The 22,280-nt window shown below is 70.0% G+C and carries 23 protein-coding genes; 13 read left to right on the forward strand and 10 right to left on the reverse strand.

Annotation, left to right across the window (positions count from 1 at the left end; all coding sequences use genetic code 11):
• Positions 1–51: 51 nt before the first annotated feature.
• The 3 genes from ACFWE2_RS01445 to ACFWE2_RS01455 form a co-directional block, all read right to left on the reverse strand.
• Complete coding sequence (locus tag ACFWE2_RS01445) at positions 52–1,290, reverse strand: S8 family peptidase (protein ID WP_377222420.1); 1,239 nt, start codon at positions 1,288–1,290, stop codon at positions 52–54.
• A 202-nt stretch (positions 1,291–1,492) separates the two neighbouring features.
• The gene (locus tag ACFWE2_RS01450) at positions 1,493–2,278 is read right to left on the reverse strand and encodes an ABC transporter permease (protein ID WP_377222421.1); all 786 of its coding nucleotides are present in this window, start codon (positions 2,276–2,278) and stop codon (positions 1,493–1,495) included.
• Positions 2,275–3,366 carry an ABC transporter ATP-binding protein gene (locus ACFWE2_RS01455; RefSeq protein ID WP_377222422.1) on the reverse strand — a complete coding sequence of 364 codons (1,092 nt, stop codon included), beginning with the start codon at positions 3,364–3,366 and terminating at the stop codon, positions 2,275–2,277. Before ACFWE2_RS01455 ends, ACFWE2_RS01450 begins: the two co-directional genes overlap by 4 nt.
• Positions 3,367–3,620: 254 nt before the next feature.
• On the opposite strand from ACFWE2_RS01455, the gene ACFWE2_RS01460 reads away from it, so the two are divergent.
• The 8 genes from ACFWE2_RS01460 (at position 3,621) to ACFWE2_RS01495 (ending at position 10,477) form a co-directional block, all read left to right on the forward strand.
• Positions 3,621–4,373 (forward strand): helix-turn-helix transcriptional regulator, encoded by a 753-nt coding sequence (locus ACFWE2_RS01460; RefSeq protein ID WP_377222423.1) that lies wholly within the window; start codon positions 3,621–3,623, stop codon positions 4,371–4,373.
• Positions 4,373–5,809, forward strand: coding sequence for a Fe-S cluster assembly protein SufB (gene sufB, locus ACFWE2_RS01465; RefSeq protein ID WP_377222424.1), 1,437 nt, complete (start codon positions 4,373–4,375; stop codon positions 5,807–5,809). Before ACFWE2_RS01460 ends, sufB begins: the two co-directional genes overlap by 1 nt.
• Before the next feature lie 2 nt (positions 5,810–5,811).
• A complete protein-coding gene (gene sufD, locus ACFWE2_RS01470) occupies positions 5,812–7,014 on the forward strand; it encodes a Fe-S cluster assembly protein SufD (RefSeq protein ID WP_377222425.1) in 1,203 nt (400 codons plus the stop codon).
• Positions 7,011–7,355, forward strand: a complete 345-nt coding sequence (locus ACFWE2_RS01475; protein ID WP_377222426.1) for a non-heme iron oxygenase ferredoxin subunit — start codon at positions 7,011–7,013, stop codon at positions 7,353–7,355. The genes sufD and ACFWE2_RS01475 overlap by 4 nt, the downstream gene beginning before the upstream one ends.
• Before the next feature lie 38 nt (positions 7,356–7,393).
• Positions 7,394–8,164, forward strand: a complete 771-nt coding sequence (gene sufC / locus ACFWE2_RS01480) for a Fe-S cluster assembly ATPase SufC (RefSeq protein WP_377222427.1) — start codon at positions 7,394–7,396, stop codon at positions 8,162–8,164.
• A 64-nt stretch (positions 8,165–8,228) separates the two neighbouring features.
• The gene (locus tag ACFWE2_RS01485) at positions 8,229–9,578 is read left to right on the forward strand and encodes a SufS family cysteine desulfurase (protein WP_377222428.1); all 1,350 of its coding nucleotides are present in this window, start codon (positions 8,229–8,231) and stop codon (positions 9,576–9,578) included.
• A gap of 31 nt (positions 9,579–9,609) precedes the next feature.
• A complete protein-coding gene (gene sufU, locus ACFWE2_RS01490) occupies positions 9,610–10,089 on the forward strand; it encodes a Fe-S cluster assembly sulfur transfer protein SufU (RefSeq protein WP_377222429.1) in 480 nt (159 codons plus the stop codon).
• 10 nt (positions 10,090–10,099) lie between these two features.
• Positions 10,100–10,477, forward strand: a complete 378-nt coding sequence (locus tag ACFWE2_RS01495; RefSeq protein ID WP_377222430.1) for a metal-sulfur cluster assembly factor — start codon at positions 10,100–10,102, stop codon at positions 10,475–10,477.
• Between the two features lie 208 nt (positions 10,478–10,685).
• Here the strand turns inward: ACFWE2_RS01495 and ACFWE2_RS01500 are convergent, their stop codons facing one another.
• The 3 genes from ACFWE2_RS01500 to ACFWE2_RS01510 form a co-directional block, all read right to left on the reverse strand.
• The gene (locus ACFWE2_RS01500; protein WP_377222431.1) at positions 10,686–11,813 is read right to left on the reverse strand and encodes a Gfo/Idh/MocA family protein; all 1,128 of its coding nucleotides are present in this window, start codon (positions 11,811–11,813) and stop codon (positions 10,686–10,688) included.
• 198 nt (positions 11,814–12,011) lie between these two features.
• Positions 12,012–12,749, reverse strand: a complete 738-nt coding sequence (locus ACFWE2_RS01505; RefSeq protein ID WP_377222432.1) for an alpha/beta fold hydrolase — start codon at positions 12,747–12,749, stop codon at positions 12,012–12,014.
• 36 nt (positions 12,750–12,785) lie between these two features.
• Positions 12,786–13,691: an NADP-dependent oxidoreductase gene (locus ACFWE2_RS01510; protein ID WP_377222433.1), complete on the reverse strand. Its 906-nt coding sequence runs from the start codon at positions 13,689–13,691 to the stop codon at positions 12,786–12,788.
• 343 nt (positions 13,692–14,034) lie between these two features.
• On the opposite strand from ACFWE2_RS01510, the gene ACFWE2_RS01515 reads away from it, so the two are divergent.
• Positions 14,035–14,646, forward strand: coding sequence for a TetR/AcrR family transcriptional regulator (locus ACFWE2_RS01515; RefSeq protein ID WP_377222434.1), 612 nt, complete (start codon positions 14,035–14,037; stop codon positions 14,644–14,646).
• 111 nt (positions 14,647–14,757) lie between these two features.
• Here ACFWE2_RS01515 and ACFWE2_RS01520 read toward each other — a convergent pair whose 3' ends face one another.
• Together ACFWE2_RS01520 and ACFWE2_RS01525 are read right to left on the reverse strand one after the other, a co-directional pair.
• Entirely contained in the window at positions 14,758–15,849 is a 1,092-nt protein-coding gene (locus ACFWE2_RS01520) for a Gfo/Idh/MocA family protein (RefSeq protein WP_377222435.1), read from the reverse strand.
• A gap of 89 nt (positions 15,850–15,938) precedes the next feature.
• Positions 15,939–16,910: an aldo/keto reductase gene (locus ACFWE2_RS01525; RefSeq protein WP_377222436.1), complete on the reverse strand. Its 972-nt coding sequence runs from the start codon at positions 16,908–16,910 to the stop codon at positions 15,939–15,941.
• A gap of 148 nt (positions 16,911–17,058) precedes the next feature.
• Here ACFWE2_RS01525 and ACFWE2_RS01530 point away from each other — a divergent pair, with 148 nt between their 5' ends.
• The 3 genes from ACFWE2_RS01530 to ACFWE2_RS01540 all read left to right on the forward strand — a co-directional run bounded on the left by ACFWE2_RS01530 (position 17,059) and on the right by ACFWE2_RS01540 (position 19,640).
• Positions 17,059–17,673 carry a MarR family winged helix-turn-helix transcriptional regulator gene (locus tag ACFWE2_RS01530; protein WP_377222437.1) on the forward strand — a complete coding sequence of 205 codons (615 nt, stop codon included), beginning with the start codon at positions 17,059–17,061 and terminating at the stop codon, positions 17,671–17,673.
• Positions 17,674–17,787: 114 nt separating this feature from the next.
• On the forward strand, positions 17,788–18,561 hold the full coding sequence (locus ACFWE2_RS01535) for a MerR family transcriptional regulator (RefSeq protein ID WP_377222438.1): 774 nt from the start codon (positions 17,788–17,790) through the stop codon (positions 18,559–18,561).
• 218 nt (positions 18,562–18,779) lie between these two features.
• The gene (locus ACFWE2_RS01540; protein ID WP_377222439.1) at positions 18,780–19,640 is read left to right on the forward strand and encodes a CPBP family intramembrane glutamic endopeptidase; all 861 of its coding nucleotides are present in this window, start codon (positions 18,780–18,782) and stop codon (positions 19,638–19,640) included.
• A gap of 100 nt (positions 19,641–19,740) precedes the next feature.
• On the opposite strand, the gene ACFWE2_RS01545 is transcribed toward ACFWE2_RS01540, so the two are convergent.
• On the reverse strand, positions 19,741–20,874 hold the full coding sequence (locus ACFWE2_RS01545) for a glycosyltransferase (protein ID WP_377222440.1): 1,134 nt from the start codon (positions 20,872–20,874) through the stop codon (positions 19,741–19,743).
• Between the two features lie 13 nt (positions 20,875–20,887).
• The gene (locus ACFWE2_RS01550; protein WP_377222441.1) at positions 20,888–21,544 is read right to left on the reverse strand and encodes a TetR/AcrR family transcriptional regulator; all 657 of its coding nucleotides are present in this window, start codon (positions 21,542–21,544) and stop codon (positions 20,888–20,890) included.
• 444 nt (positions 21,545–21,988) lie between these two features.
• Between ACFWE2_RS01550 and ACFWE2_RS01555 the strand changes: the two genes are divergently transcribed.
• Positions 21,989–22,183 (forward strand): DUF4177 domain-containing protein, encoded by a 195-nt coding sequence (locus tag ACFWE2_RS01555; RefSeq protein ID WP_377222442.1) that lies wholly within the window; start codon positions 21,989–21,991, stop codon positions 22,181–22,183.
• The last annotated feature ends 97 nt before the right edge of the window (positions 22,184–22,280 follow it).

Consider the following 22,280-nt stretch of genomic DNA (forward strand, 5'->3'; position numbering starts at 1 on the left):
CAGGTCACCTGGGTGACCTGAGGGTCTGACACGTGCGGGGGCGGGTGGCCCTCAGAGGCCGCTGACGTTCAGCAGCAGGTTGGGCGAGCCGGTACCCGGGTCGGTGACGACGTCCGGCAGGGCCGCACCCGTCAGGGCGTCGCCGACCTCGGCGGGCGTGGCGGCGGGGTCGCCGCCCAGCACGAGCGCCGCGGCGCCGGCGACGTGCGGCGTGGCCATCGAGGTGCCGCTGATGGTGTTCGTCGCGGTGTCGTCGGTGTACCAGGCCGACGTGATGTCGGTGCCGGGCGCGAAGATGTCCACGCAGGTGCCGATGTTCGAGTACACGGCGCGGGCGTCCGTGTCCTCGGAGGCGCCCACGGTGAGGGCTTCGGGGGTGGAGCTCGGCGAGCCGTCGCAGGCGTCCGCCCCGCTGTCGTTGCCGGCGGCGAGCGCGAACGTGACGCCGTCCGCGACGGCCGCGGACACCGCGTCGTTCACCGCCTGCGAGAAGCCGCCGCCGAGCGACATGTTGGCTACCGCGGGCTCGCCGGCGGCGTGGTCGGCGGTGATCCAGTCGATGCCGGCGATGACGCCGTCGAAGCTGCCCGAGCCGCCGCAGTCGAGCACGCGGACCGCCACGAGCGAGACGTCCTTGGCGACGCCGTGCTCCGTGCCGCCGACGGTGCCGGCCACGTGCGTGCCGTGCCCGGCGCAGTCGGTGGCGTCGTCGTCGCCGTCCACCGTGTCGATGCCGCTCACCGCCCGTCCGCCGAAGTCCTCGTGGGTGGTCAGGATGCCCGTGTCGACGATGTACGCGGTAACGCCCGCGCCGGAGCCGCCGTAGGTGTACGAGTCGTCGAGCGGAAGCCCAGCCTGGTCGATGCGGTCCAGACCCCAGGAGGGGACCGGCGACTGCGTGTCGGTCGCCGTCATCACGCGGTTCTGCTCGACGTACGCGACGGACGGGTCGGCCTCGAGCTTCTTTGCCTGGCCGGGCGACATCTCTGCCGAGAAGCCGCGCACCGCGTTGGTGTACGAGTGGCGGACCTCGCCGCCGTACTTCTGCACGAGGCCGCTGGCCGCGCTCCTGACCTCGGCCTTGGCGACGTCGCCGTCCTTCAGCACGACGATGTACGAGTCCTCGATCGGCGCGCCCGCGACGGGCGCCGGTGCCGCATCGGGTGCTGCGTCGGGTGCCGCGGCGGGTGCCGACGGCGTCATTGCCGCGGCGGCCGGGGCTACCACGAGCGCGAGCGCGATGCCCGCACCGGCGATCAGCCGACGGCGGTTGTGGTGGGTGGAAGTCACGTTGCCTCCTGGGGAGCGTAGGTGAAATGCACCCTAAAGGTGCAAATTTCACCCGCCAACCCCACGAATTGGTCATACCTCCGGCGTATGGCCCGGGGATAGGTACTTCCCCGCACAGGGGCGGCCGGGAGCTGGGTCCCTGATGAGCCGGCGAGCCCAGCGGGCAAGGGACCGAAGTGGGCGAGACCGGGTCGGCGGAAGGTCAGTGCCAGCGGAAGAGGCGCGCGGCGCCTGCGCCGAGCGCTGCGGTCCAGCCCAGCAGGATCACCACGGAGAACGGCGGGACGGAGCCGTACAGCAGTGCGCCGCGCATCGCCTCACCCAGCGCACCCGAGGGCAGGAGCACCGCGACGTGCGCCAGCGGTCCGGCGAGCTGTCCGGCGGGCAGGAGCACGCCGCCGCCCACCGTGAGCAGCACGAGCACGAGGTTGGCCACGGCGAGCACGCCCTCGGCGCGCAGGGTCCCGGCCAGCAGCAGCGCGAGGGCGGTGAACGCTGCGGTTCCGAGCAGTCCGGCGCCGACGACGGCGGGCAGCGCGCCGAGCTCCGGACGCCAGCCGAGGGCTACCGCGACGCCCGCGATGACCAGCACCTGCACCACCTCGACCGCGAGCACGCCGAGCACCTTGCCGGCCAGCAGCCCGCCGCGGCCGAGCGGCGTGGTGGCCATGAGGCGCAGCACGCCGTTGCGCCTGTCGAACGCGGTGGCGATGGCCTGGGACGTGAACGCCGTCGACATCACCGCGAGCGCGAGCACACCCGGCGTCACGAAGTCGATACGCGTGTACCCCTGCGTGTCGAGGTCGAGGAACGAGGTGCGCACGAGCCCCACCAGCACCAGCACGGGCAGCACTATCGTGACGAGGAGCTGCTCGCCGTTGCGCAGGATCGCGCGGGTCTCGAAGGAGGCCTGTGCGGCGATCTGCCGGACCGCCGGCGCGGCGGCAGGGATCTCGACGGGCGCCTGATCCTGTCGGAGGGCGCTCATCGCAGGTTCCTTCCGGTGAGGTCGAGGAAGACGTCCTCGAGGGTGCGCCGGCCGGTGCTGACCGACCGGGCCAGCACGCCGCGCTCGGCGAGCCAGGCGGTCACGACCGCCAGCGCGGCGGGATCCACGGCCCCGGTCAGGGTGTACACCCCGGCCTCGCCCTCGGACCCGGCCCACCTCTCCTGCCCACCTCGTTGAGTGCTGGGTATTTGTCCGGCCGAGGGGGTCTGACCCGACAAATACCCAGCACTCAACGGGGTGTTGAGGGTGGTGAGCAGGTCCGTCAGGTCCAGGGCTGGGGTGGCCTCGACGCGTATCGAGCCGGGGCCGGATCCACCGTCGGTCAGCTCGCGCACGCTGCCGGACGCGATGACCCTGCCGTGGTCGACGACGTGCACGTGGTCGGCCAGGTCGGCGGCCTCGTCCATGAGGTGGGTCGTCAGGACGATGGCGACGCCGTCGGCCCGCAGCTCGCGCACGAGGTCCCAGACGGCGCGCCGGCTCTGCGGGTCCATGCCGGCGCTGGGCTCGTCGAGGAAGACGACGTCGGGCCGCCCGACCACCGCGGCGGCCAGCGCCACCCGCTGGCGCTGCCCGCCCGAGAGGCGGCGCACCGTGGTGCGCGCGAAGCCGTGCAGGCCCAGCCGTTCGGCGAGCTCGTCCACGGGGCGCGGGGCGGCGTACATCGCGGCGACGTGCCGCAGCAGCTCCAGCGCGCGCACCCCGGTGGGGAGGCCGCCGTCCTGCAGCATGACGCCGACGCGGGGGCGCAGGGCGCGCGCTTGGGCGACGGGGTCGAGGCCGAGCACGCGGACCGTGCCGCCGTCGGGGGACCGCAGACCCTCGCAGCACTCGATGGTCGTCGTCTTGCCCGCACCGTTCGGGCCGAGGACGGCGGTGACGGCGCCTCGGCGGGCGACCAGGTCGAGGCCGTCGACCACGGCGCGGCCGTCGTAGCGTTTGACGAGGCCGCGCACCTCCACGGCGACCGCGTGGTCGCCGGCGGCCGCACCGGCGGCACTGACTGTGGTGGCACCCGCGGTGGCCGCCTGGGCGGGGTCGATCGCGGGCGCGTCGGACAAGGGCACCGCACAATCGTAGGTGGCGGCACGCGGACCGTCGTCGTGCGACGTGACCTGGGTGTGGATCACACGTGTGAGATGTGTCGCGAACTGCCCCAACTGAGGGTCGCCTTCCTTGCGCATCTCGAATTAGGGAACAAGGATGTTCTCAAAAGCATTGGCGTCGACGAGGCGCGCACGCCGGGGTTGAAGCCTGCCTCCCGACGGACGCGAGATCGGCCCGAGCCAGACGCAGGACCGACGTGAGGGAGGTGACCAGCATGAGCGCAGCGACACAGGTGGCGGCGGGCCACGTGGCGAGCCACGAGACCGACGGCACCACGCGCCGGCGCGTGCTCGAGCTCGTCGCCTCCCGCGGCCCGGTCACCGCCGGCGCCCTCGCCGCCGTCCTCGAGCTGACGGCGCCCGCCGTGCGCAGGCACCTGACCCTCCTGGAGGAGGACGGCAAGATCGCCGTCCACGAGGCCTCCCGGTCGGGGGCGCCCCGCCGCGGTCGCCCCGCCCGGCGCTACGTCGTCACGGGCGGCGGCCAGTCCGAGCTCGCCGGCGGCTACCAGGAGATCGCGCGGCAGGCCCTGCGGTTCCTGCGGGAGAGCGGCGGCAGCGAGGCGGTGACCGGCTTCGCCAAGGAGCGGTTCGACGCCGTCGCCCGCAGCTATGCGCCGCACCTCACCGCGGAGACCGCGGAGGGGCGCGCCGCCCAGCTCGTCCAGCTGCTGTCCGCCGACGGTTACGCCGCCTCCGTGCGGCCCGTCCCGGCGCCGCTGAACGGTCCCACCGCCGGTACGGTCGCCCGCGCGGTCCAGCTCTGCCAGGGGCACTGCCCGGTCCAGCACGTGGCCGAGGAGTTCCCCGAGCTGTGCGAGCAGGAGGCCCGCGCGTTCAGCGAGCTGCTGGGCTCGCACGTCCAGCGCCTCGCGACCATCGCGGGCGGTGCGCACGCCTGCACGACGAACATCCCCGTGAACATCCCCCTGAACCACCCCGCGAAGACCCCCACCGAAGGAAAGTGATGAGCGCAGAAACGCAAGCGCCAGAGCAGCGCTCCGACGATGAGATCATCGCCAGCATCGGCTCCTACGAGTACGGCTGGCACGACAGCGACGCCGCGGGCATGTCCGCGCAGCGAGGCCTGAGCGAAGATGTGGTTCGCAACATCTCGGCTCTGAAGAACGAGCCCGAGTGGATGCTGAACCAGCGGCTCAAGGCCCTGCGCCTCTTCGGCAAGAAGCCCATGCCGAGCTGGGGCTCCGACCTGTCGGGCATCCACTTCGACGACATCAAGTACTTCGTGCGCTCCACGGAGAAGCAGGCCACCTCCTGGGAGGACCTGCCCGACGACATCAAGAACACGTACGACAAGCTCGGCATCCCCGAGGCGGAGAAGCAGCGCCTCGTCGCGGGCGTCGCGGCCCAGTACGAGTCCGAGGTCGTCTACCACCAGATCCGTGAGGACCTGGAGGAGCAGGGCGTCATCTTCGTCGACACCGACACGGGCCTGCGCGACTACCCGGAGCTCTTCCAGGAGTACTTCGGCACGGTCATCCCCGCCGGTGACAACAAGTTCTCCGCGCTGAACTCCGCCGTGTGGTCGGGCGGCTCGTTCGTCTACGTGCCGCCGGGCGTGCACGTGGAGATCCCGCTGCAGGCCTACTTCCGGATCAACACCGAGAACATGGGCCAGTTCGAGCGCACGCTGATCATCGCCGACGAGGGCAGCTACGTGCACTACGTCGAGGGCTGCACCGCGCCGATCTACACGTCGGACTCCCTGCACTCGGCGGTCGTCGAGATCATCGTGAAGAAGAACGCCCGTGTGCGCTACACGACGATCCAGAACTGGTCGAACAACGTGTACAACCTGGTGACCAAGCGCGCCACGGCCGCTGAGGGCGCCACCATGGAGTGGGTCGACGGCAACATCGGCTCGAAGGTCACCATGAAGTACCCGGCGATCTACCTGCTGGGCGAGCACGCCCGCGGCGAGACGCTGTCCATCGCCTTCGCGGGCGAGGGCCAGCACCAGGACGCCGGCGCCAAGATGGTCCACGCGGCGCCGAACACGTCGTCGTCGATCGTCAGCAAGTCCGTGGCGCGCGGCGGCGGCCGCACGTCCTACCGCGGCCTGGTCCAGGTGCTCGAGGGCGCCTCCCACTCCGCGTCCACCGTCCTCTGCGACGCGCTGCTGGTCGACCAGATCTCCCGCAGCGACACCTACCCCTACGTGGACGTCCGCGAGGACGACGTCTCGATGGGTCACGAGGCCACGGTCTCGCGGGTGAGCGAGGACCAGCTGTTCTACCTCATGTCCCGGGGTATGGAGGAGACCGAGGCCATGGCCATGATCGTGCGCGGGTTCGTCGAGCCCATCGCGCGCGAGCTGCCCATGGAGTACGCCCTCGAGCTCAACCGCCTCATCGAGCTGCAGATGGAAGGGTCCGTCGGCTGACCATGACTCTCACGACCGATCACTCGCGCGCTGTTGCCGACGGCGCCCACACGCACGGCGCCGTCAAGCCGGAAGGCTCACGAGCCGAGCGCCGCACGTCGTTCTCCCTCGACGACATCCCGGTCCCGCACGGCCGCGAGGAGGAGTGGCGCTTCTCCCCGGCCGACCGCCTCCAGCCACTGTTCCAGGCCGACCTGGGCTCCTCGGGCGTCACGGTCGAGGTGACCGCGGCCCCTGAGGTCACGGTCGAGACCGTCGGGCGCGACGACGCCCGCCTCGGCACCGCCGGCCAGCCGGGCGACCGCACGGCCGTCACCGCGTGGAACGCCTTCGAGCAGGCCACCATCGTGACGATCCCCAAGGAGGCCGTGGCCTCCGACGTCACCTCCGTGCGCCTGACGGGCGTGTCGAAGGACGCGACGGCGGCCCACGTGCTGGTCCGCGCCGAGCGGCACTCCGAGGCAGTGGTGGTCCTGGACCACGACGGCAACGGCACGCTCGCCGAGACCGTCGAGATCGTCGTCGAGGACGGCGCGCAGCTCACCGTCGTCAGCGTCCAGGACTGGGCCGACGGCGCCGTGCACGCCTCCTCGCACCGCGCCCGCCTGGGCCGTGACGCCAAGCTCAAGCACGTGGTGGTGACGTTCGGCGGCGACGTCGTGCGCGTCACGCCGGACGCCGAGTTCACCGCCCCCGGTGGCGAGGTCGAGATGGTGGGCCTCTACTTCGCGGACACGAACCAGCACCAGGAGCACCGCCTCTTCGTGGACCACGCGGTGGCGGACTGCAAGTCCCGCGTGACCTACAAGGGCGCCCTGCAGGGTTCCGGCGCGCACACCGTCTGGGTGGGTGACGTCCTGATCCGGGCCGCCGCCGAGAACACCGACACCTACGAGCTCAACCGCAACCTCGTCCTGTCGGACGGCGCGCGTGCCGACTCGGTGCCGAACCTCGAGATCGAGACCGGCGAGATCGCCGGCGCCGGCCACGCCAGCGCCACCGGCCGGTTCGACGACGAGCAGCTCTTCTACCTCCAGGCTCGCGGCATCCCCGAGACCGAGGCGCGCAAGCTCGTCGTGCGCGGCTTCTTCGCGGAGCTCATCCACGAGATCGGCGTCCCGTCGGTCGAGGAGCGCCTGCTCGCCTCCATCGAGGCCGAGCTGGAGAAGTCGATGAGCGCGATCACCGGAGCACCGGCCGCATGACCGCGCAGCTGGCCTGTATGACCGACGACCTGGGACCGGAGGAGGCGATGCTCGTGGAGCTCGACGGCGCCGATGGCGCCCCGGTGCCCGTGACCGTCGCCCGGGACGCTGACGGCAACTTCCATGCCGTCTCCGACATCTGCTCCCACGGCGCGGTCTCGCTGTCCGACGGCGAGGTGGAGGGCTGCCTGGTCGAGTGCTGGCTGCACGGCTCCCAGTTCGACCTGCGGACCGGTCAGCCGATCCAGCTTCCGGCGGTGCGCCCCGTGCCCGTCTACCCGGTGACGGTCGACGGCGACAAGGTGCTCGTCGACATCGACGTCACCGTGCCTGTTTCCTGAATCCTCTGCCTTCGCAAGCAACCCTGGAGTAAATCGATATGCCCACCCTCGAGATCCGCGACCTGCACGTCAGCGTCGAGACCAAGGAAGGCCCCAAGCCGATCCTGCGCGGTGTCGACCTGACCATCGCCAGCGGTGAGACCCACGCCATCATGGGCCCCAACGGCTCGGGCAAGTCGACGCTCGCGTCGGCGCTCGCCGGCCACCCCAAGTACACGGTCACCTCGGGCACCGCAACGCTCGACGGCGAGAACCTGCTGGACATGACCGTCGACGAGCGCGCCCGTGCCGGCCTGTTCCTGGCCATGCAGTACCCGGTCGAGGTCGCCGGTGTCTCCGTCGCGAACTTCCTGCGGACCGCCAAGACCGCCATCTCCGGTGAGGCCCCCGCCCTGCGCACGTGGGGCAAGGAGGTCAAGGGCGCGATGGAGAACCTGCGCATGGACCCGGCCTTCGCCGAGCGCTCCGTGAACGAGGGCTTCTCCGGCGGTGAGAAGAAGCGCCACGAGATCCTCCAGATGGAGCTCTTCAAGCCGCGCTTTGCGATCCTCGACGAGACCGACTCCGGCCTTGACGTCGACGCGCTGCGCATCGTGTCGGAGGGCGTGAACCGGGCCAAGGACAACACCGACATCGGCATCCTGCTCATCACGCACTACACGCGCATCCTGCGGTACATCAAGCCCGACTTCGTGCACGTCTTCGTCGACGGCAAGATCGCCGAGGAGGGTGGCTCCGAGCTGGCCGACCGCCTCGAGGAAGAGGGCTACGACCGCTACCTCGTCAACAACAAGACGGTCTCGGCCTGATCCACCGCGGACGCATCTGCTGACGCTCTGCCGACTCTCTGCTGATTAGCCGCAAGGGGACACCATGACCACCACCGCCACCGTGCGACCGGGCAACCAGGAAGCGCTGGCCGCCGCCGCGGGAGCCGGGCCCGCCGAGACGCAGCTCTCGACGACCGAGCTCGCTGCCGTCCGCGCGGACTTCCCGCTGCTCGAGCGCACGGTGCGGGGCGGTCGGACCCTCGTGTACCTGGACTCCGCGGCGACGTCCCAGAAACCGCAGGTCGTGCTCGACACCGAGGTGGACTTCTACGAGCAGCGCAACGCAGCGGTCCACCGCGGCGCGCACTTCCTCGCCGAGGAGGCCACCGAGGCGTTCGAGCAGGCGCGCGCGGCCGTGGCCGCGTTCGTCGGGGCCGACGTCGGCGAGATCGTCTGGCAGCCCGGCGCGACGGCCGCGATCAACGTCGTGGCCTACGCCTTCTCCAACGCGACCCTCGGGCGCGGGGGAGAGGCCGCGGCGCGGTTCCGGCTGGCGCCGGGCGACGAGATCGTGGTCACCGAGGCGGAGCACCACGCGAACCTCGTGCCGTGGCAGGAGCTGTGCGCCCGCACGGGCGCCGTCCTGCGCTGGATCCCGGTGGCCGGCGACGGCCGGCTCGACCTGTCGAACCTCGACGCGGTCGTCACCGAGCGCACGAAGGTGCTGGCCTTCGGGCACGTCTCGAACGTGACCGGGGCCGTCGCGCCCGTCGCGACGCTCGTGGCGGCGGCGAAGCGGGTCGGCGCCCTCACGGTGCTCGACGCCTGCCAGTCCGTGCCGAACATGCCGGTGGACTTCCACGAGCTCGGCGTCGACTTCGCCGCGTTCAGCGGGCACAAGATGCTCGGCCCGACCGGCGTCGGCGCGCTGTACGGGCGGCGCGAGCTGCTCGAGGCCATGCCGCCCACCGTCACGGGCGGGTCCATGGTCGAGGTCGTGACCATGGAGGCCACCACGTACGCGCCGCCCCCGCAGCGCTTCGAGGCGGGCACCCAGATGGTCGCCCAGGCCGTCGGCATGGGCTGCGCCGCGCAGTACCTGGGTGAGCTCGGCATGGCGGGCGTCGCCCGGCACGAGACCGAGCTGGCCGCCGAGATGCTGAAGATCGCCGACATCCCTGGGGTGCGGGTGATCGGTCCGCTCGATACGGCCGACAGACTCGCGGTCGTCTCGTTCGTGGTCGACGGCGTGCACGCGCACGACGTCGGACAGGTGCTGGACGACAAGGGCATCGCCGTCCGTGTAGGGCACCACTGCGCGCAGCCGCTGCACCGCCGGTTCGGGATCGCGGCGACGGCCCGCGCGTCGGCGTCGGTCTACACGACCGTCGAAGAAGTTGTGGCCTTCCGGGAAGCGCTGGCGGGGGTCCGGGCGTTCTTCGGAGCAGAGTGATTTTCTCGGTGAGATCTAGAAAGGCAGCGTCGTGAGCACGCTCGAGCAGATGTACCAGCAGGTGATCCTGGACCACGCGAAGCGTCCGGTGGGCCACGGCCTCGTCGACTTCCCGGCGGATCACGGACACCTCGCGGGGGAGTCGCACCAGGTGAACCCGACCTGCGGCGACGAGGTGACCCTCCGGGTCGACGTCACGCCCGAGGGCACGGTGGGCGGCGTCTCGTGGGAGGGGCAGGGATGCTCCATCTCCCAGGCGTCGGTGTCGGTCATGACGTCGCTGGTCGAGGGGGCGCCCCTGGCCGAGGTGGCGCGGCTCGACGGCCTGTTCCACGATCTGATGTCGTCCCGCGGCAAGGGCCTGGACGACGACGCCGCGGAGGACGCCCTCGGGGACGCGACAGCGTTCACCGGCGTGTCGCAGTACCCCGCGCGAATCAAGTGCGCGCTGCTCGGCTGGGCGGCGCTCAAGGACTCGCTGGCGCGCAGTGGCGCGCTGGCAACGAGCTGAGGAGAGACCGATGACTGAGGCGAGCACCGAGGTCGGGCAGGAAGCCCCGGCCGCTCCCGCCGAGGGAGTGGCCTCGTCGCCCACCACCGTGGTGGACGTCGAGGAGGCGATGCGCGACGTGATCGACCCCGAGCTGGGGATCAACGTCGTCGACCTGGGCCTGGTGTACGGCATCCAGGTGGACCAGAACAACCACACGACCATCGACATGACGCTCACGTCGGCGGCCTGCCCGCTCACGGACGTGATCGAGGACCAGACCGCACAGGCGCTCGAGGGCATCGTCGACGGGTTCCGCGTGAACTGGGTCTGGATGCCGCCGTGGGGTCCGGAGAAGATCACGGACGACGGCAAGGAGCAGCTCCGGATGCTGGGGTTCAACGTTTAGCGACCAAGGAGGTCGGGCGGCAGTTCTCTGAACCGGGGAGACGCCGCCTGACCTGCTGATTCTCTTTCAGGCTCGTGGGACAGAAGTGGCCTCGTGAGGCCGCCCGTAGTCCCACTGAAGTCCCACGGGTTCGGGGATGAGTCCGCTCGCGGATCGCCATCTCCTTGGGTCCTGCGGCAGCGCCTCTTCCGGGTTCAAGGACTGGAGTTCATTCGGTCGGGCGGGGCAGATGCTGCCGATGACCTGTTTCAGCAGCCCGTGCGATCGCCTCGAGTACCCGGTGGCGATCGAGTGCGACCGCGAAATCCGGCGCATCGGCGGTTCGGTCGCGGAGGTCGGCGGCGAACTGGGCGTAGAGGCGGGCGACCCCTGCTGCCGGGGCGTCGAGTTGCAGGTCGGGAGCCGCATAAGCCGGAGGGACCTGTAACACCTGGACAGGCTCGCTGCCGCGGCTCAGCGTGATGGTGAGATCGGTGAAATGGAGGTAGCCCGACGCCGACTCCACACGCACACTGCCCTCGGTGCCCTGGATCTCCCATACCGTCGCCGAGCCGGCAGAGTGCCCGGCACTGTAGTGCAGCGAAGTGACGATCCCGCCTTCGAGGACGCCGGCGACGACGATCTCGTCCGGCACGTCCTTCGGCAGCGACGCGCCATCGGAGAGGCGGACGCCGTCACCGCGCTGGTTGGCGACGACGGCGGACACGCTTTCGAACGTGCCGAGCACGCGCGCGAGCGGTTCGAGCGAGTGGCCGAGAATGATGCTCAGTAGCGTCGAGCCATTCTCTGCGCGAGCCATGTACTCGACCGGCGGGTCATACCGGCCGACCCACATGTCGTCGGTCAGATGCGCTCGGATGCTCGTGCTGAGCGGCTTGCCGATCACGCCCTGCGTGATGAGGTCACGAAGGAAGAGGATCGGCGGGTGCAGACCGCCCTGCAACCCGACAACCGTCCGCAGCCCCCGTGCGCGGGCAGACTCCTCCAGCGCTTCGGCCTCCGACAGGTCTCGTCCGAGCGGCCATTCGCAATAGACCATCTTGCCCGCGGCCAGCGCGTCGGAAACGATCTGCTTGTGCTGCGGCACCTTGACCGCGACCACCACCAGGTCGACCTCCGGTCGCACGACCAGAGCCTCATGTGTGTCGAAGGCGAGATCGGCGCCCAGCCGACGAGCGGTCGCGTTCGCGCTCACCATACGAGTCGTACTGACGGCGCGGATCTGGAACGTGTCGAGCGCCTGCAGCGCGGGGACGTGAGCAATTCCGCCCCAACCCCGATCGGCACTGGCCCCGACAAGACCGACGCCGATCCGGGTATCTGCTGAATTCGTCATTGGAATGCTCCTGCCTTGTGCAGCACTGGCAACGCTCTCCGGGCTGCGTAGCGATGATTCGTTTCCGGGCGAATGCGGGGGCGCCCGGGCTCATCATGGCGAACGGCAATAATTGCTCGCTCGCCATGGTGAGCGAGCAATTATTGCTGTTCGCGTAGCGGCCGCGGGGTTTGAGCCCGAGTGCCCCGAGCGCGGGTTTTACGAGTGAGCCCAGTGGGCCTCGAGCTCGCGCGCGACATCGGCCGGGCGCTCGATCATCGGCCAGTGCGAGCTGCGCAGCTTGAAGACGGCGCGTGCGCGTGTGGCATTACCGAGCTCGTCGGCGAAGCGGTGAGGAAGAAACGGATCGTCCAGGCCCCAGATCACCAGCGCTGGTGCGGTCACGTTGCTCAAGTCTGGCTTCCACTCCGCCCCGACCTCGATCGCCGAACGGTAGAGGGCGAGAATGCTTGCCCTCATGGTGGCATCGAGATGCCGGACCGATTCGTCTGCCGCGTCGCGCGGCATCTGCGCCTCGTCGAGGCTTGCGGCGAACGCCTCGAGGTCGAGGTCCGCCATCCATTGCTCGCCCTCGCCTGGCGTCTGCCAGATCTTGGCGAGATAGTGCCACGGATACTCGGGGTCGATCGGCCCGCTGATGCCTGTCCAGGTCCGCACCAGATCTGGTCGGACAGACGCGAGACGGCCCGTCAGCAGAGACCCCCAGTCGTGACCGACCAGGTCGACGGGTTCGCCGATCTCTTCGATCTTCTTGATGAGCCAGTCGAGATACTCCTCCTTTGTCGACGTGAATCCCGCTGGCAGGGGTACGCCGAACCCGGGGAGATCGATCGTCACGATATCTTCGCGTCGAAGATAGGAGCGGACGGTGTCCCAGAGCCGGTGGGTATCAGGTACACCATGGACGAGGACTGCAGGCATTTCGGGTTCTCCCATTGATTGTTGTCGTGGTGGAACGGCTGGTCGGCCGAGTCAGGGAAGAAGGATGACTTTGCCGTGGGTGTGGCCCGTGGCGACGAGGCGGTGGGCGTCCGCGGCCTCGTCGAGCGGGAAGCTCCGGCCGATGCGTGCGGTCCATGTGCCGGCGGCGATCAGATTCAGGGCCTCCTGGACAGGGCCGTGGTCGCGGTTCCCGCTGCCGCCCGGGCTGAATTCGACGCCGTATCGTGCGGCGTCGCGGTCGGCGAGAGTCACGATCCGGCCCGGGCCGCCGAGGAGATCGACGAGGGCGGGAAGGAGTCCCTTGCCGGCGGTGTCGAGCGCGGCATCGATACCGTCGGGAGCGGCTTCGCGGATGCGGTCGACCAGGCCTGGGCCGTGGGCGACAGGGATCGCACCGAGACTCTTGACGAAGTCGGCGTTGGCGGTCCCGGCGATGCCGATCACCGTCACACCGCGCTGTCGCGCGAACTGCACGGCGGCGCTGCCCAGAGCACCGCTCGCGCCGGTGACGACGAGCGTCTCACCCGGGCGAAGGTTCAGCAGCCCGAGCCCTCTCGCCGCGTTGTCGGCACCGATGACGGTGGCAGCGGCCTCCTCGAAGGAGACGCCGTCGGGGATCGTCGCGAAGTTGCTGCTGACCGTGTACTCGGCGTAGGAGCCCTGGGTGGCGGAGTCCGGCCACCCGGCGACGCGGTCGCCGACCACGCCCTCGTCGACGCCCGGGCCGACCGCCTCGACGACGCCGGCGAACTCGAATCCGATGATGGCGGGAGCGCTCAGGCCGAATGCTCCGGCGCGCGCCAGGACCTCCGCCGGGTTCACCCCGGCGGCGTGAACCCGCGCCAGTACCTGACCCGGACCCGGCACCGGTCGCGGAGCCTCCGCAATTCGCAACACGGAGGGTTCGCCGAACGAGGTGAGGACGGCGGCTTTCATGATGATCCTTCTCCTTCTCATATCGAGCCGGCGGCACTTCCGCTGCGGCGTGCTTCGGCGTGCTCGCTCATGCGGGCCCCGTAGCGAGGTCACGTCCGTAGGTCCAGTACGTCACTTCAAGACCGATCGGTACAGAAGTAACGTAGGTGAGCAGAGAGTTATTCGCAAGCCCTCAACCGTGCGGGTTGGCGTCACGGCCCGGGGTGTCAGGCCTGGGTGTTCGCGCCGCCTCGGCCGGCGCGAGCGCGATCGCCCGCGCCATGCTCACCGTCGACGGCGGCTTGACCGCCTGATCCGTCGCGCTATCTGGACCGCCTGGTCCGTAAGGGGCACAATGACTACCATGCCCGAATCGCAGACGACGCTGGGGCGACCCCGCGAGTTCGATCCCGACCATGCCCTCGAACAAGCCATGAGAGTGTTCTGGGCCAAAGGATTCGAAGGGGCGAGCCTGACGGACCTGACCGAGGCGATGGGCATCACCCGCAGCAGCATGTATGCGGCGTTCGGGAACAAGGACGAGCTGTTCCGCCGAGCGGTCGAGCGGTACACGGAAGGCCCAGCCTCCTACGGAATCCGTGCACTGTCCGAGCCGACCGCACGCGAAGTGGCCGAGTCCATTCTTCGTGGCGCAGCCGCTGCCAGCACGAGTCGCGAGGCACCCCACGGGTGCCTTGGAGTCCAGGCTGCGCTGTCCGCCGGCGACAACGGGCTCACTGCCCAGAAGGTCCTCGTCGACTGGCGCCGGGATGGCGCTGCGCGCCTCGAGTCCCGATTTCTGCGTGCGCGGGCCGAGGGTGATCTGCCGGAGACCGAGGATCCGCGCACGCTGGCGGCCTACATCACGACGGTCGCATACGGCATCGCCGTACAGGCGGCGACGGGCAGGAGCGAGGCGGAACTGCGCCGGGTCGCTGATGTGGCGATGAACGCGGTGTCCTGGTCCCGCGGCTGAGACAGCGAACTCTGCGATCGTCTTCATCGACGCCTTTGGCGTCACCGCCGAGTCCGCTCGACAGCAAGGTGCGGGCCGTCGCGGTTGCCGCCCGCACCCTGCTGAGGTGTTCTACTGTCGTTGCCCGCTGCGAGCGGCTTCCTCCACTCGCGCGACGAGCCGACTGTTGTGCAGCGCGTGAGCGAAGCCCGGCGTCGCAAAGGTGTTCTCGTCGATGTCGCGCGCGAGGCTCGCGTACACCTCGCCCACGTTGATGGAGGCACCGGTCCAGATCTCGGCGGCGGCCGGACCGGTTCCCGTGGCGACAGGGCGGTCGGGCGCTTCGAAGTCGACGTCCGAGGTCAGCGTGAGGTCGCCGACCTGGACGCCGGCGGGGTGGTTGCCGGTCAGTCTGAGCCAGCCGTCGGCGCCACGGACCTCGAGGCTGAACCGGGCGTCGGGCACGGGTACGCCCGCCAGGACCTGCACTCCCACCGGTGCGCCGGAGGCGGTCTTGAGGATCGCGTCGAGGTGGTCCGGGACCTCACGGGTGGTGGCGGTGCCGGTGTCGGTCAGCTTCACCTCGGGCCAGAGCAGCTCCGTGCGCGCGTCGATCTCGGTGATGTCGCCGAGGATCGTCTCGATCACGTCCAGTACGTGGCCCACCGCGATCGTCATGAAGCCGGCGCCGGCGGCCGCCTTGTCGAAGTACTCGTAGGCGCTCACCGACTCCGGGCCGTTCCCGAAGGTTGTCGCGGTCACTCGGGCTGACAGCAGCCGCCCGAGCCGGCCCTGGGCGACGATCTCGGCCGCCCGGCGCACCGACGGGTTGAGGCTGCCCTGCAGCCCGATCGCCGTGTGCAGGGAACCGGCCGCCGCGGCCATCTCCGCGGCCTCGGCGACGCTCGCGCCCAGCGGGGACTCCGAGTAGACGGCCTTGCCTGCCGCGAGGGCCGCGAGCACGAGCTCACGGTGTGCCGGGACCTTGACGGCGACGGTGACGACGTCGATCGTCGGGTCGCTGATCAGCTCGTAGGGGTCGGCGTACCAGCGCTCGGCGCCGAACAGCTCGGCGGCCTCTCGTGCGCTCTCCTCGCGCTGGGTCGCCACCGCCGCCAGCGCGAGCCGCGGCTGGGTCGCAAGCGCGGGGATGTGCGATGCCCCGGCCCAGCTCGCTCTCGTATCCGCGCCGATGATCCCGACACGAATCACACTGCTTGCCATGATCTGCTGCTCCATTCGGTCTGCTGCTCGGTGTTCTGCGGTGGCGGTGCCGCGATCTCGTGCCGGGTGGCTCTTTGCCGAGTCGCCCTTCACCGGTCGATGGCGGCCATGCCGCCCCGGTCATGGCGGTCGCCGGAGGCGGGTGCCAGGTCGTTCAGCCGGCCGATCTGGTCCGGGGTCAGCCGGATCCGGTCGGCCGCGATGTTCTCCTCGAGCCGTTCGATGTGTCGGGTGCCGGGGATGGGGTTGATGTCCCCGCCCTGGGCCAGGAGCCAGGCCAGGGCGACCTGGGCCGGGGTGGCCCCGGCCTCGGTCGCCACGGCGCGGACCTCGTCGACGATGCGCAGGTTGCGTTCGAGGTTGCCGCCGGTGAAGCGGGGGTTGGTGCGACGCCAGTCGTCGGCGTCCAGACCGTCCAGGGAACGGATGTTCCCGGTCAGGAAACCGTGGCCCAGCGGGGAGTACGGCACCAGACCGATCCCCAGCTCGCGCAGCACCGGCAGCACCTCGGCCTCAAGGTCCCGCGTCCACAGCGAGTACTCGCTCTGGACGGCGGCCACCGGGTGGACCGCGTGCGCACGGCGGATGGTGGCGGGGCCGGCCTCGGACAGGCCGATGTAGCGGACCTTGCCCTGAGTGACCAGGTCTGCCAGGGCGCCGACGGTGTCCTCGATCGGGGTGTCGGGGTCGACTCGGTGCTGATAGTAGAGGTCGATGTGGTCGGTGCCCAGGCGCCGCAACGACCCCTCGACGGCGAGACGGACGTTTGCGGGCGTGCTGTCCGCCCCCGGCCTGCCCGTGTGGGACGCCAGACCGAACTTGGTCGCGAGCACCACCTCGTCCCGACGACCCTTGACCGCCCGGCCCAACAGGGCTTCGTTGGCGCCTCGCCCGTACACCTCAGCGGTGTCCAGGTGGGTGACACCCAGGTCCAGAGCGCGCCGGATGGTGCGGATGGAGCCCGCCTCGGACTCGTCCTTGCCTGTGTAGAACGCGGACATGCCCATGACTCCCAGGCCGAGGCGTGAGACCTCAAGCCCGCCGAGCGACGTGGTCTGCATCGGATGGTCCTCTCCTGGATCGGTTTCGTCAGGCCCACTGTCGGTATGTCGACCCGACAAGAACTTGACGCATCAAGTTGAACTTGATGCGTCAAGTTCTACCTGCTGGAACTTGATGCGTCAATAACGATCGCCGTAGGCTGGCCGCATGGCGAAGGCGGCGGATGCTCAGCGGCAGGGCAAGAGGGCCGGGCAAGGCGGCTCGGCATCCGGCGCAACGACGCCATCCGCTGCGGTCACCGAGCCCGGACGTGGCTCACCCGTTGGATCGGACGCCGAGCCGCGCTGGCTGAACAGCGACGAACTGGCGGCGTGGTTGGCCAACTCCGCGATCATGATCAGCTTGCCTGCCGCCCTGGACGCGCGGATGCAGCGTGAGTCCCAGATGACCTTCTTCGAGTACATGGTGCTGTCGGTTCTCTCCGAGGAGCCGGACCGCACCATGCAGATGAGCGCACTGGCCGTGCGTACATCAGCTTCGCTGTCGCGGTTGTCGCACGTCGTCGGCCGACTGGAGAAGCGAGGGCTGCTTGCCAGGTCCCGGATACCCGGTGCAGGTCGCCGCACCAACACCACCCTGACCGAGGCCGGCTACGACGTCGTGGTCGCGGCTGCGCCCGGACACGTCGCGGCAGTCCGCGAATACCTGATCGACTCGCTCGAACCGCGCGACCTGATGGCCTTGAAGCGCATCGGTGCGGCAGTGGACGCCGCGATCAATCACGGACGAACCACCGCCACAAGTGCGACGACGGCTCACTGACGTTCCCGAGTCGTAGCCGCACTGGTCTGGATGCGTGAGCGCCGCGCAAGCGTTAAGGGCTAGCACCACCGAGAGCGTCAGCGGCCAGCAGCACCGAGAAAGAAGCGAGGCACCATGACGTGGAGCACGCGCGAGATCGCCGAGCTGTCGGGTACGACGGTCAAGACAGTGCGCCACTACCACGAGATCGGCCTGCTCGAGGAGCCCGACCGCGAGCCCAATGGCTACAACAAGCGCTACGAGGTGCGCCACCTGACGCGGCTGCTGCAGATCAAGCGGCTGACGGGCCTAGGGCTCTCGTTGGCGCAGGTCGCTGAGCTGGGGACAGCAGGCGACGGACACCCCTCCGTCTTCCAGGAGATCGACGCCGAGCTGGAGGCGACGGTCGAACGGATCCAGAGCATCCGGCAAGAGCTGGCCACGCTGTCCCAGCCCGGCGCGACACCCGACGTGCCCACCACCTTCCACGGCGTCGCGCGACCCCTCCGCGACAACGACCGAGCGCTCCTGACGATCTACGCCCAGCTGTTCTCCGCGGAGTCGATGGACGCGTTGCGTCAGCTCCTCGAGGCGAATCCTCACGAGGACCTCGACGAAGCGTTTCGCGACCTCCCTGCGGACGCGGACGACGCTACGCGCCAGGCGCTCGCCGAATGGATGGCGCCGTTTGTCGGCGCCAACAGGTCGGTGACCTTGGAGACCAAGGCCGCGACACCCCGCGAGGCCGAGGCGGCGAGGGACGCTGTGGGCCAGGCTCTGCAGGCGCTCTACAACCCGGCTCAGCTGGACGTGCTGAGGCGAGCGCGCGAGCTCCGCCCGGCCATGGGAACCGCGCCTGATCAAGGGGCCAAGGAGGCGCTGGACGGTCCGGACGATGCACCCGAGTGAGTGGTAGTCCACGAACCGGCGGGCGTCCTGTGTCCAGCGGCACAGGGCGGAGCGCTTGCGTCTGCCCCGGGGGCACAGTGTCTGCTCGAGAGCGGATCAGTCGATCCCTCTCAAGAAAGGTTCTTCATCGTGTGCATACCAGAGCCGTCGGGAACAGGACAGTGACGGGCCCGTTGCCCGGGACGATTCCCGAACGTCCTTTCGGCATCCACTTCCGCATGGCGCCCTGGAAGTCCCTGGTCGTCCTGATCGCGATCCCGGTCATTCTGCTCGTGGTCCAGGTCATCGTCTTCCAGGTGGTCGTCCTGATCGAGGGCCCGGCAGACCCGAACAAGCCCGCACTGACACCGCTCACGATCGCCGCGTCAGGCGTCAGCACCGCTATCACCGCTGTGCTCTCGACGGTGCTGGTCGCGGGCATGGCGAAAGTGCCGTGGCGAGCGGTGTTCCGGCACAGGCGGGCCTTCGACCCGCGTCGTCTGGGTGTCTATCTCCTGGGGGCTGCGGGCCTGGTCGGCCTTGCCCTCCTCGTGACGGCACTCATCGCGCCGGAGTCGACCGGATGGGGCGTGTTCGAGATCGGGGCACCCACCATCGCCATCCTCGTGGCCACTCTCCTGGCCACCCCGTTGCAGTCGGCGGGTGAGGAAATAGCCTTCCGGGGAGGGGTCGTCCCCGCTGCCGGGTCCTTCTTCCAGAGCGCGCGCCTCGCGGTGGTGTTCGGCATCGTTGTCTCCGGGGCGCTCTTCGCGCTGGTCCATGTGTCCCTGGACCCGTGGTTCGTCAGCTACGTGTTCGTCATCTCCGCGTGCACGGCGTTCATGGGTCTGATCAGCGGTGGGCTGGAGGCCGCGATGGCCTTCCACGTCTCCAACAACGTGCTCGCGGGCATCGTCAACGCCCTCTTCGCCGGGGGTGGCTCGTCGGTGGTCGACCGTGGTGCCGGCTCGGGGCCTGGCGCCTCCGTCATCATCCTGATGGTGATGAACGTCCTGGTCGTCGTGCTGGTCTGGCGCGTGGAGCGCGCCAAGCGGTCGCGCCCGGCTCGGACCGTGCGCACGGGCACGTCGGCCGTCTGACCGATGAGCCGCCCGCACGGGTCGCGCGCTGCCCTGCCCGGTGTGATGCAGGGGCAGGGCAGCGCGCATGCCAAAAACCGGCCGGGTAACGACCGTGGTGTCAGCTCAGGGTGTCGGCCAGTTGCTCCGCGACCTCGGCGGGTGTTGGCATGGCCTGGATCTGCTGGGCCACGGCGCGGGCCGCGTGGGCGTATGCGGTGTCCGTGCGCAGTGTTCCGACCGCCTTGGCGACGGCCTGCGGCATGTCGGGCCCGGGCTGCACGGCGATGCCCGCGCCCGACGCTTCGACCACTGCCGCCTGGAGGAACTGGTCGGCGCCCTGTGGCACGACGACGAGCGGCAGGCCGCGGGCCAGCGCGCCGAGAGTGGTGCCGGCGCCGCCGTGGGTGACCACCAGGTCGACGTCGTGCAGCAGCTCGGCCAGCGGGGCGAAGCCGGTGAATGTGACACCCTCGCCCGCGGCACCGAAGTCTTCGGTCCGTGTGGTCAGGCCGAGCGTGACCACCAGGTCCACGCCCGCGTCCCGAAGCTCGGTGAGGATCGGGATCAGGACTGCAGGGTCCGAGAAGTGGGTGCCGAACGTGACCAGCGCGCGGGGTCCGTGGCCGCGCTCGGGAACGGCGGCAGGGACCGCCGTCGGACCGGGGCCCTGGTGCGGTTCCGGCCGCAGCGGCAGCCGGGTCTGCGGGGCGTCCCAGCCGGGCGGCTGGAGCAGGTCCGGGCACGGATCGAGGTACCACCGGGCAGGGACGGGCGTTAGCCCGCGCTCCGTGTACCGGACGGTGGCCACTCGGCTGGTCCCGTCCGTGAACTCCGCGGGGATCGCCGGCCCGAAGGCCAGCGTCGCCAGCGGGACCTTCAGCGCCGCCGCCACCAGCGGCCCGACGAAGTCCATCGCCTCGGCCACGATCAGGTCAGGCGCGAAGGTCCGGGCGGCGGCCAGGGCATCGTCCGCCGTCAGGTCGATCCGGGTGCCGGCGAAGAACTCCGCGACGGCCTCCGGTGTGGGGTTCGCTGCCGCGTCGACGCCGGTACGGCGGGCCGACTCCGCGAAGAGGACGTCCGCGCCGGGGCCGACCGGAAACAGCTCGATGCCCTCGGGGTCCAGCACCGGAGCGAAGAGACCGGCGGTCATGACCGCCACCTGGTCACCACGGTTCTTGAAGGCGCGCGCCAGCGGGAGCTGGGGCAGCAGGTGACCGTGGGCGGGCGTACTTGAGAAGAGTATCCGCATATTGATTAGCGTACTACTTCATCGAATCTGCCCTGGGCGACTCGTCGGCGACGTCGTCCAGGTCCCCGCACAGCGCGAAGAGCAGCTCGCGCCGGAGCCAGTCCTGGCACGCGGGCCAGCCCCAGCCGAGCCCACGCAGCCGCAACCAGGACTCGGGGCTCAGGTAGTACATCAGGACGTCGGTCGCCCGGGCGGTCGTCATGCCAGGGCGCAACGCCCCCACGGCGGCCAGCCGAGCGGCGATGAGGCGGAACCGTTCGCGCAGCAACCGGTTCGTGCCGGCGAAGATCTCGCCGATCTCGGTGTCGGCCGCGGCGTTGTTGACCAGTACGGCCATGAGGCGTCCGTGCCGCCGGACGACGTCGCCGGTGCTGCGTGCGGCCAGGCCGGCGATCTCGCCGCCGTCCGACGCCTTCGCGATGGCGGAGAGCGCGGAGCTGATGCGGTCGTCCTCCGCTGCGCGCTCGGTGAGCCCGCGCACCAGGGCGAGCTTGTTCCCGAAGGACGCGTAGACGGTGCCCTGCGCCACCCCGGCCTCCTGCGCGATCCGCGCGATGGTCACTCGCGGGTAGCCGTGCTCGGCGAAGAGCGCCTCCGCGGTGTCCAGGATGGCGGCCCGGGTCGATGCGGTGGCCTGCTCTCGTACGGCAGAACGGTAGGTACGTGGCACGCACCCACTGTAGGTGTGCGGCGGCGGGCGGCGCTCCGGGAGTCGTGCGCCGCGGCCGGCGTGACACATGTCATGGGTCGGGACGACGAACCTCCTGGGCGCCGGTGATGACTCGTCACTGGGCGACGCACCGGACCCCGTGAAGACTGGTCAGACCGACCTCGGGGGCTGGTCGTGGTGCACGTCGCGGGATCGTGGTCACGCTGGCCGTCGGCCTGGTGGCCGCGGTGTGCGCTGCCGCCGGAGCGCCCGCCCTGGCGGGCGACCGGTCCGCCACAACCACCTCGACGGCGGCAACGACGCGATGACGACGTTGGCGGCGGCCAGGACCGCGCAGGCACCTACCCCCGCGCCGGCGGAGTGGAGTACCTGTTACGCCGACGTGGCCGAGGACGCCTGTGCCACGACCTGTCCACCAGCACGACACAGAAAGGGAGTCCCGGCATGACTACAGCCTGGGAGAACAAGATCCTCACCTACAAGCTCGCCTGGAAGGGGTTCGACTACCAGCAGATCGAAGAGGACCTCAACGTCTACGGCCGTGACGGTTGGGAGGTCGTACAGACCATCGTCCCCAGCGTCGGCGCCGGCCAGTCACTCGAGATCGCCGTACTGATCAAGCGACCCGTGGTCGGGTGACGACGATGCCCAGCTGGAACGATCGGCGCCTCTCGCGACGAGTGAAACCCGGCGACGGGCGCCCTTTGAGACCTTTCCGCTGGTGGCACCTGCTGAG

This window comes from Promicromonospora sp. NPDC060271, assembly GCF_042726755.1.
Lineage (GTDB): Bacteria > Actinomycetota > Actinomycetes > Actinomycetales > Cellulomonadaceae > Promicromonospora.

Bases quoted from the DNA above. Each gene is read 5' to 3' on its own strand.
- ACFWE2_RS01485 (WP_377222428.1), top strand. From the start codon at position 8,229: ATGACCACCACCGCCACCGTGCGACCGGGCAACCAGGAAGCGCTGGCC.
- sufB (WP_377222424.1), top strand. From the start codon at position 4,373: ATGAGCGCAGAAACGCAAGCGCCAGAGCAGCGCTCCGACGATGAGATC.
- ACFWE2_RS01540 (WP_377222439.1), top strand. From the start codon at position 18,780: ATGGCGCCCTGGAAGTCCCTGGTCGTCCTGATCGCGATCCCGGTCATT.
- ACFWE2_RS01525 (WP_377222436.1), bottom strand. From the start codon at position 16,910: ATGCAGACCACGTCGCTCGGCGGGCTTGAGGTCTCACGCCTCGGCCTG.
- sufD (WP_377222425.1), top strand. From the start codon at position 5,812: ATGACTCTCACGACCGATCACTCGCGCGCTGTTGCCGACGGCGCCCAC.
- ACFWE2_RS01520 (WP_377222435.1), bottom strand. From the start codon at position 15,849: ATGGCAAGCAGTGTGATTCGTGTCGGGATCATCGGCGCGGATACGAGA.
- ACFWE2_RS01495 (WP_377222430.1), top strand. From the start codon at position 10,100: ATGACTGAGGCGAGCACCGAGGTCGGGCAGGAAGCCCCGGCCGCTCCC.
- ACFWE2_RS01500 (WP_377222431.1), bottom strand. From the start codon at position 11,813: ATGACGAATTCAGCAGATACCCGGATCGGCGTCGGTCTTGTCGGGGCC.
- ACFWE2_RS01515 (WP_377222434.1), top strand. From the start codon at position 14,035: ATGCCCGAATCGCAGACGACGCTGGGGCGACCCCGCGAGTTCGATCCC.
- ACFWE2_RS01555 (WP_377222442.1), top strand. From the start codon at position 21,989: ATGACTACAGCCTGGGAGAACAAGATCCTCACCTACAAGCTCGCCTGG.
- ACFWE2_RS01460 (WP_377222423.1), top strand. From the start codon at position 3,621: ATGAGCGCAGCGACACAGGTGGCGGCGGGCCACGTGGCGAGCCACGAG.
- sufC (WP_377222427.1), top strand. From the start codon at position 7,394: ATGCCCACCCTCGAGATCCGCGACCTGCACGTCAGCGTCGAGACCAAG.
- ACFWE2_RS01530 (WP_377222437.1), top strand. From the start codon at position 17,059: ATGGCGAAGGCGGCGGATGCTCAGCGGCAGGGCAAGAGGGCCGGGCAA.
- ACFWE2_RS01535 (WP_377222438.1), top strand. From the start codon at position 17,788: ATGACGTGGAGCACGCGCGAGATCGCCGAGCTGTCGGGTACGACGGTC.
- ACFWE2_RS01450 (WP_377222421.1), bottom strand. From the start codon at position 2,278: ATGAGCGCCCTCCGACAGGATCAGGCGCCCGTCGAGATCCCTGCCGCC.
- ACFWE2_RS01545 (WP_377222440.1), bottom strand. From the start codon at position 20,874: ATGCGGATACTCTTCTCAAGTACGCCCGCCCACGGTCACCTGCTGCCC.
- ACFWE2_RS01475 (WP_377222426.1), top strand. From the start codon at position 7,011: ATGACCGCGCAGCTGGCCTGTATGACCGACGACCTGGGACCGGAGGAG.
- ACFWE2_RS01505 (WP_377222432.1), bottom strand. From the start codon at position 12,749: ATGGGAGAACCCGAAATGCCTGCAGTCCTCGTCCATGGTGTACCTGAT.
- ACFWE2_RS01510 (WP_377222433.1), bottom strand. From the start codon at position 13,691: ATGAAAGCCGCCGTCCTCACCTCGTTCGGCGAACCCTCCGTGTTGCGA.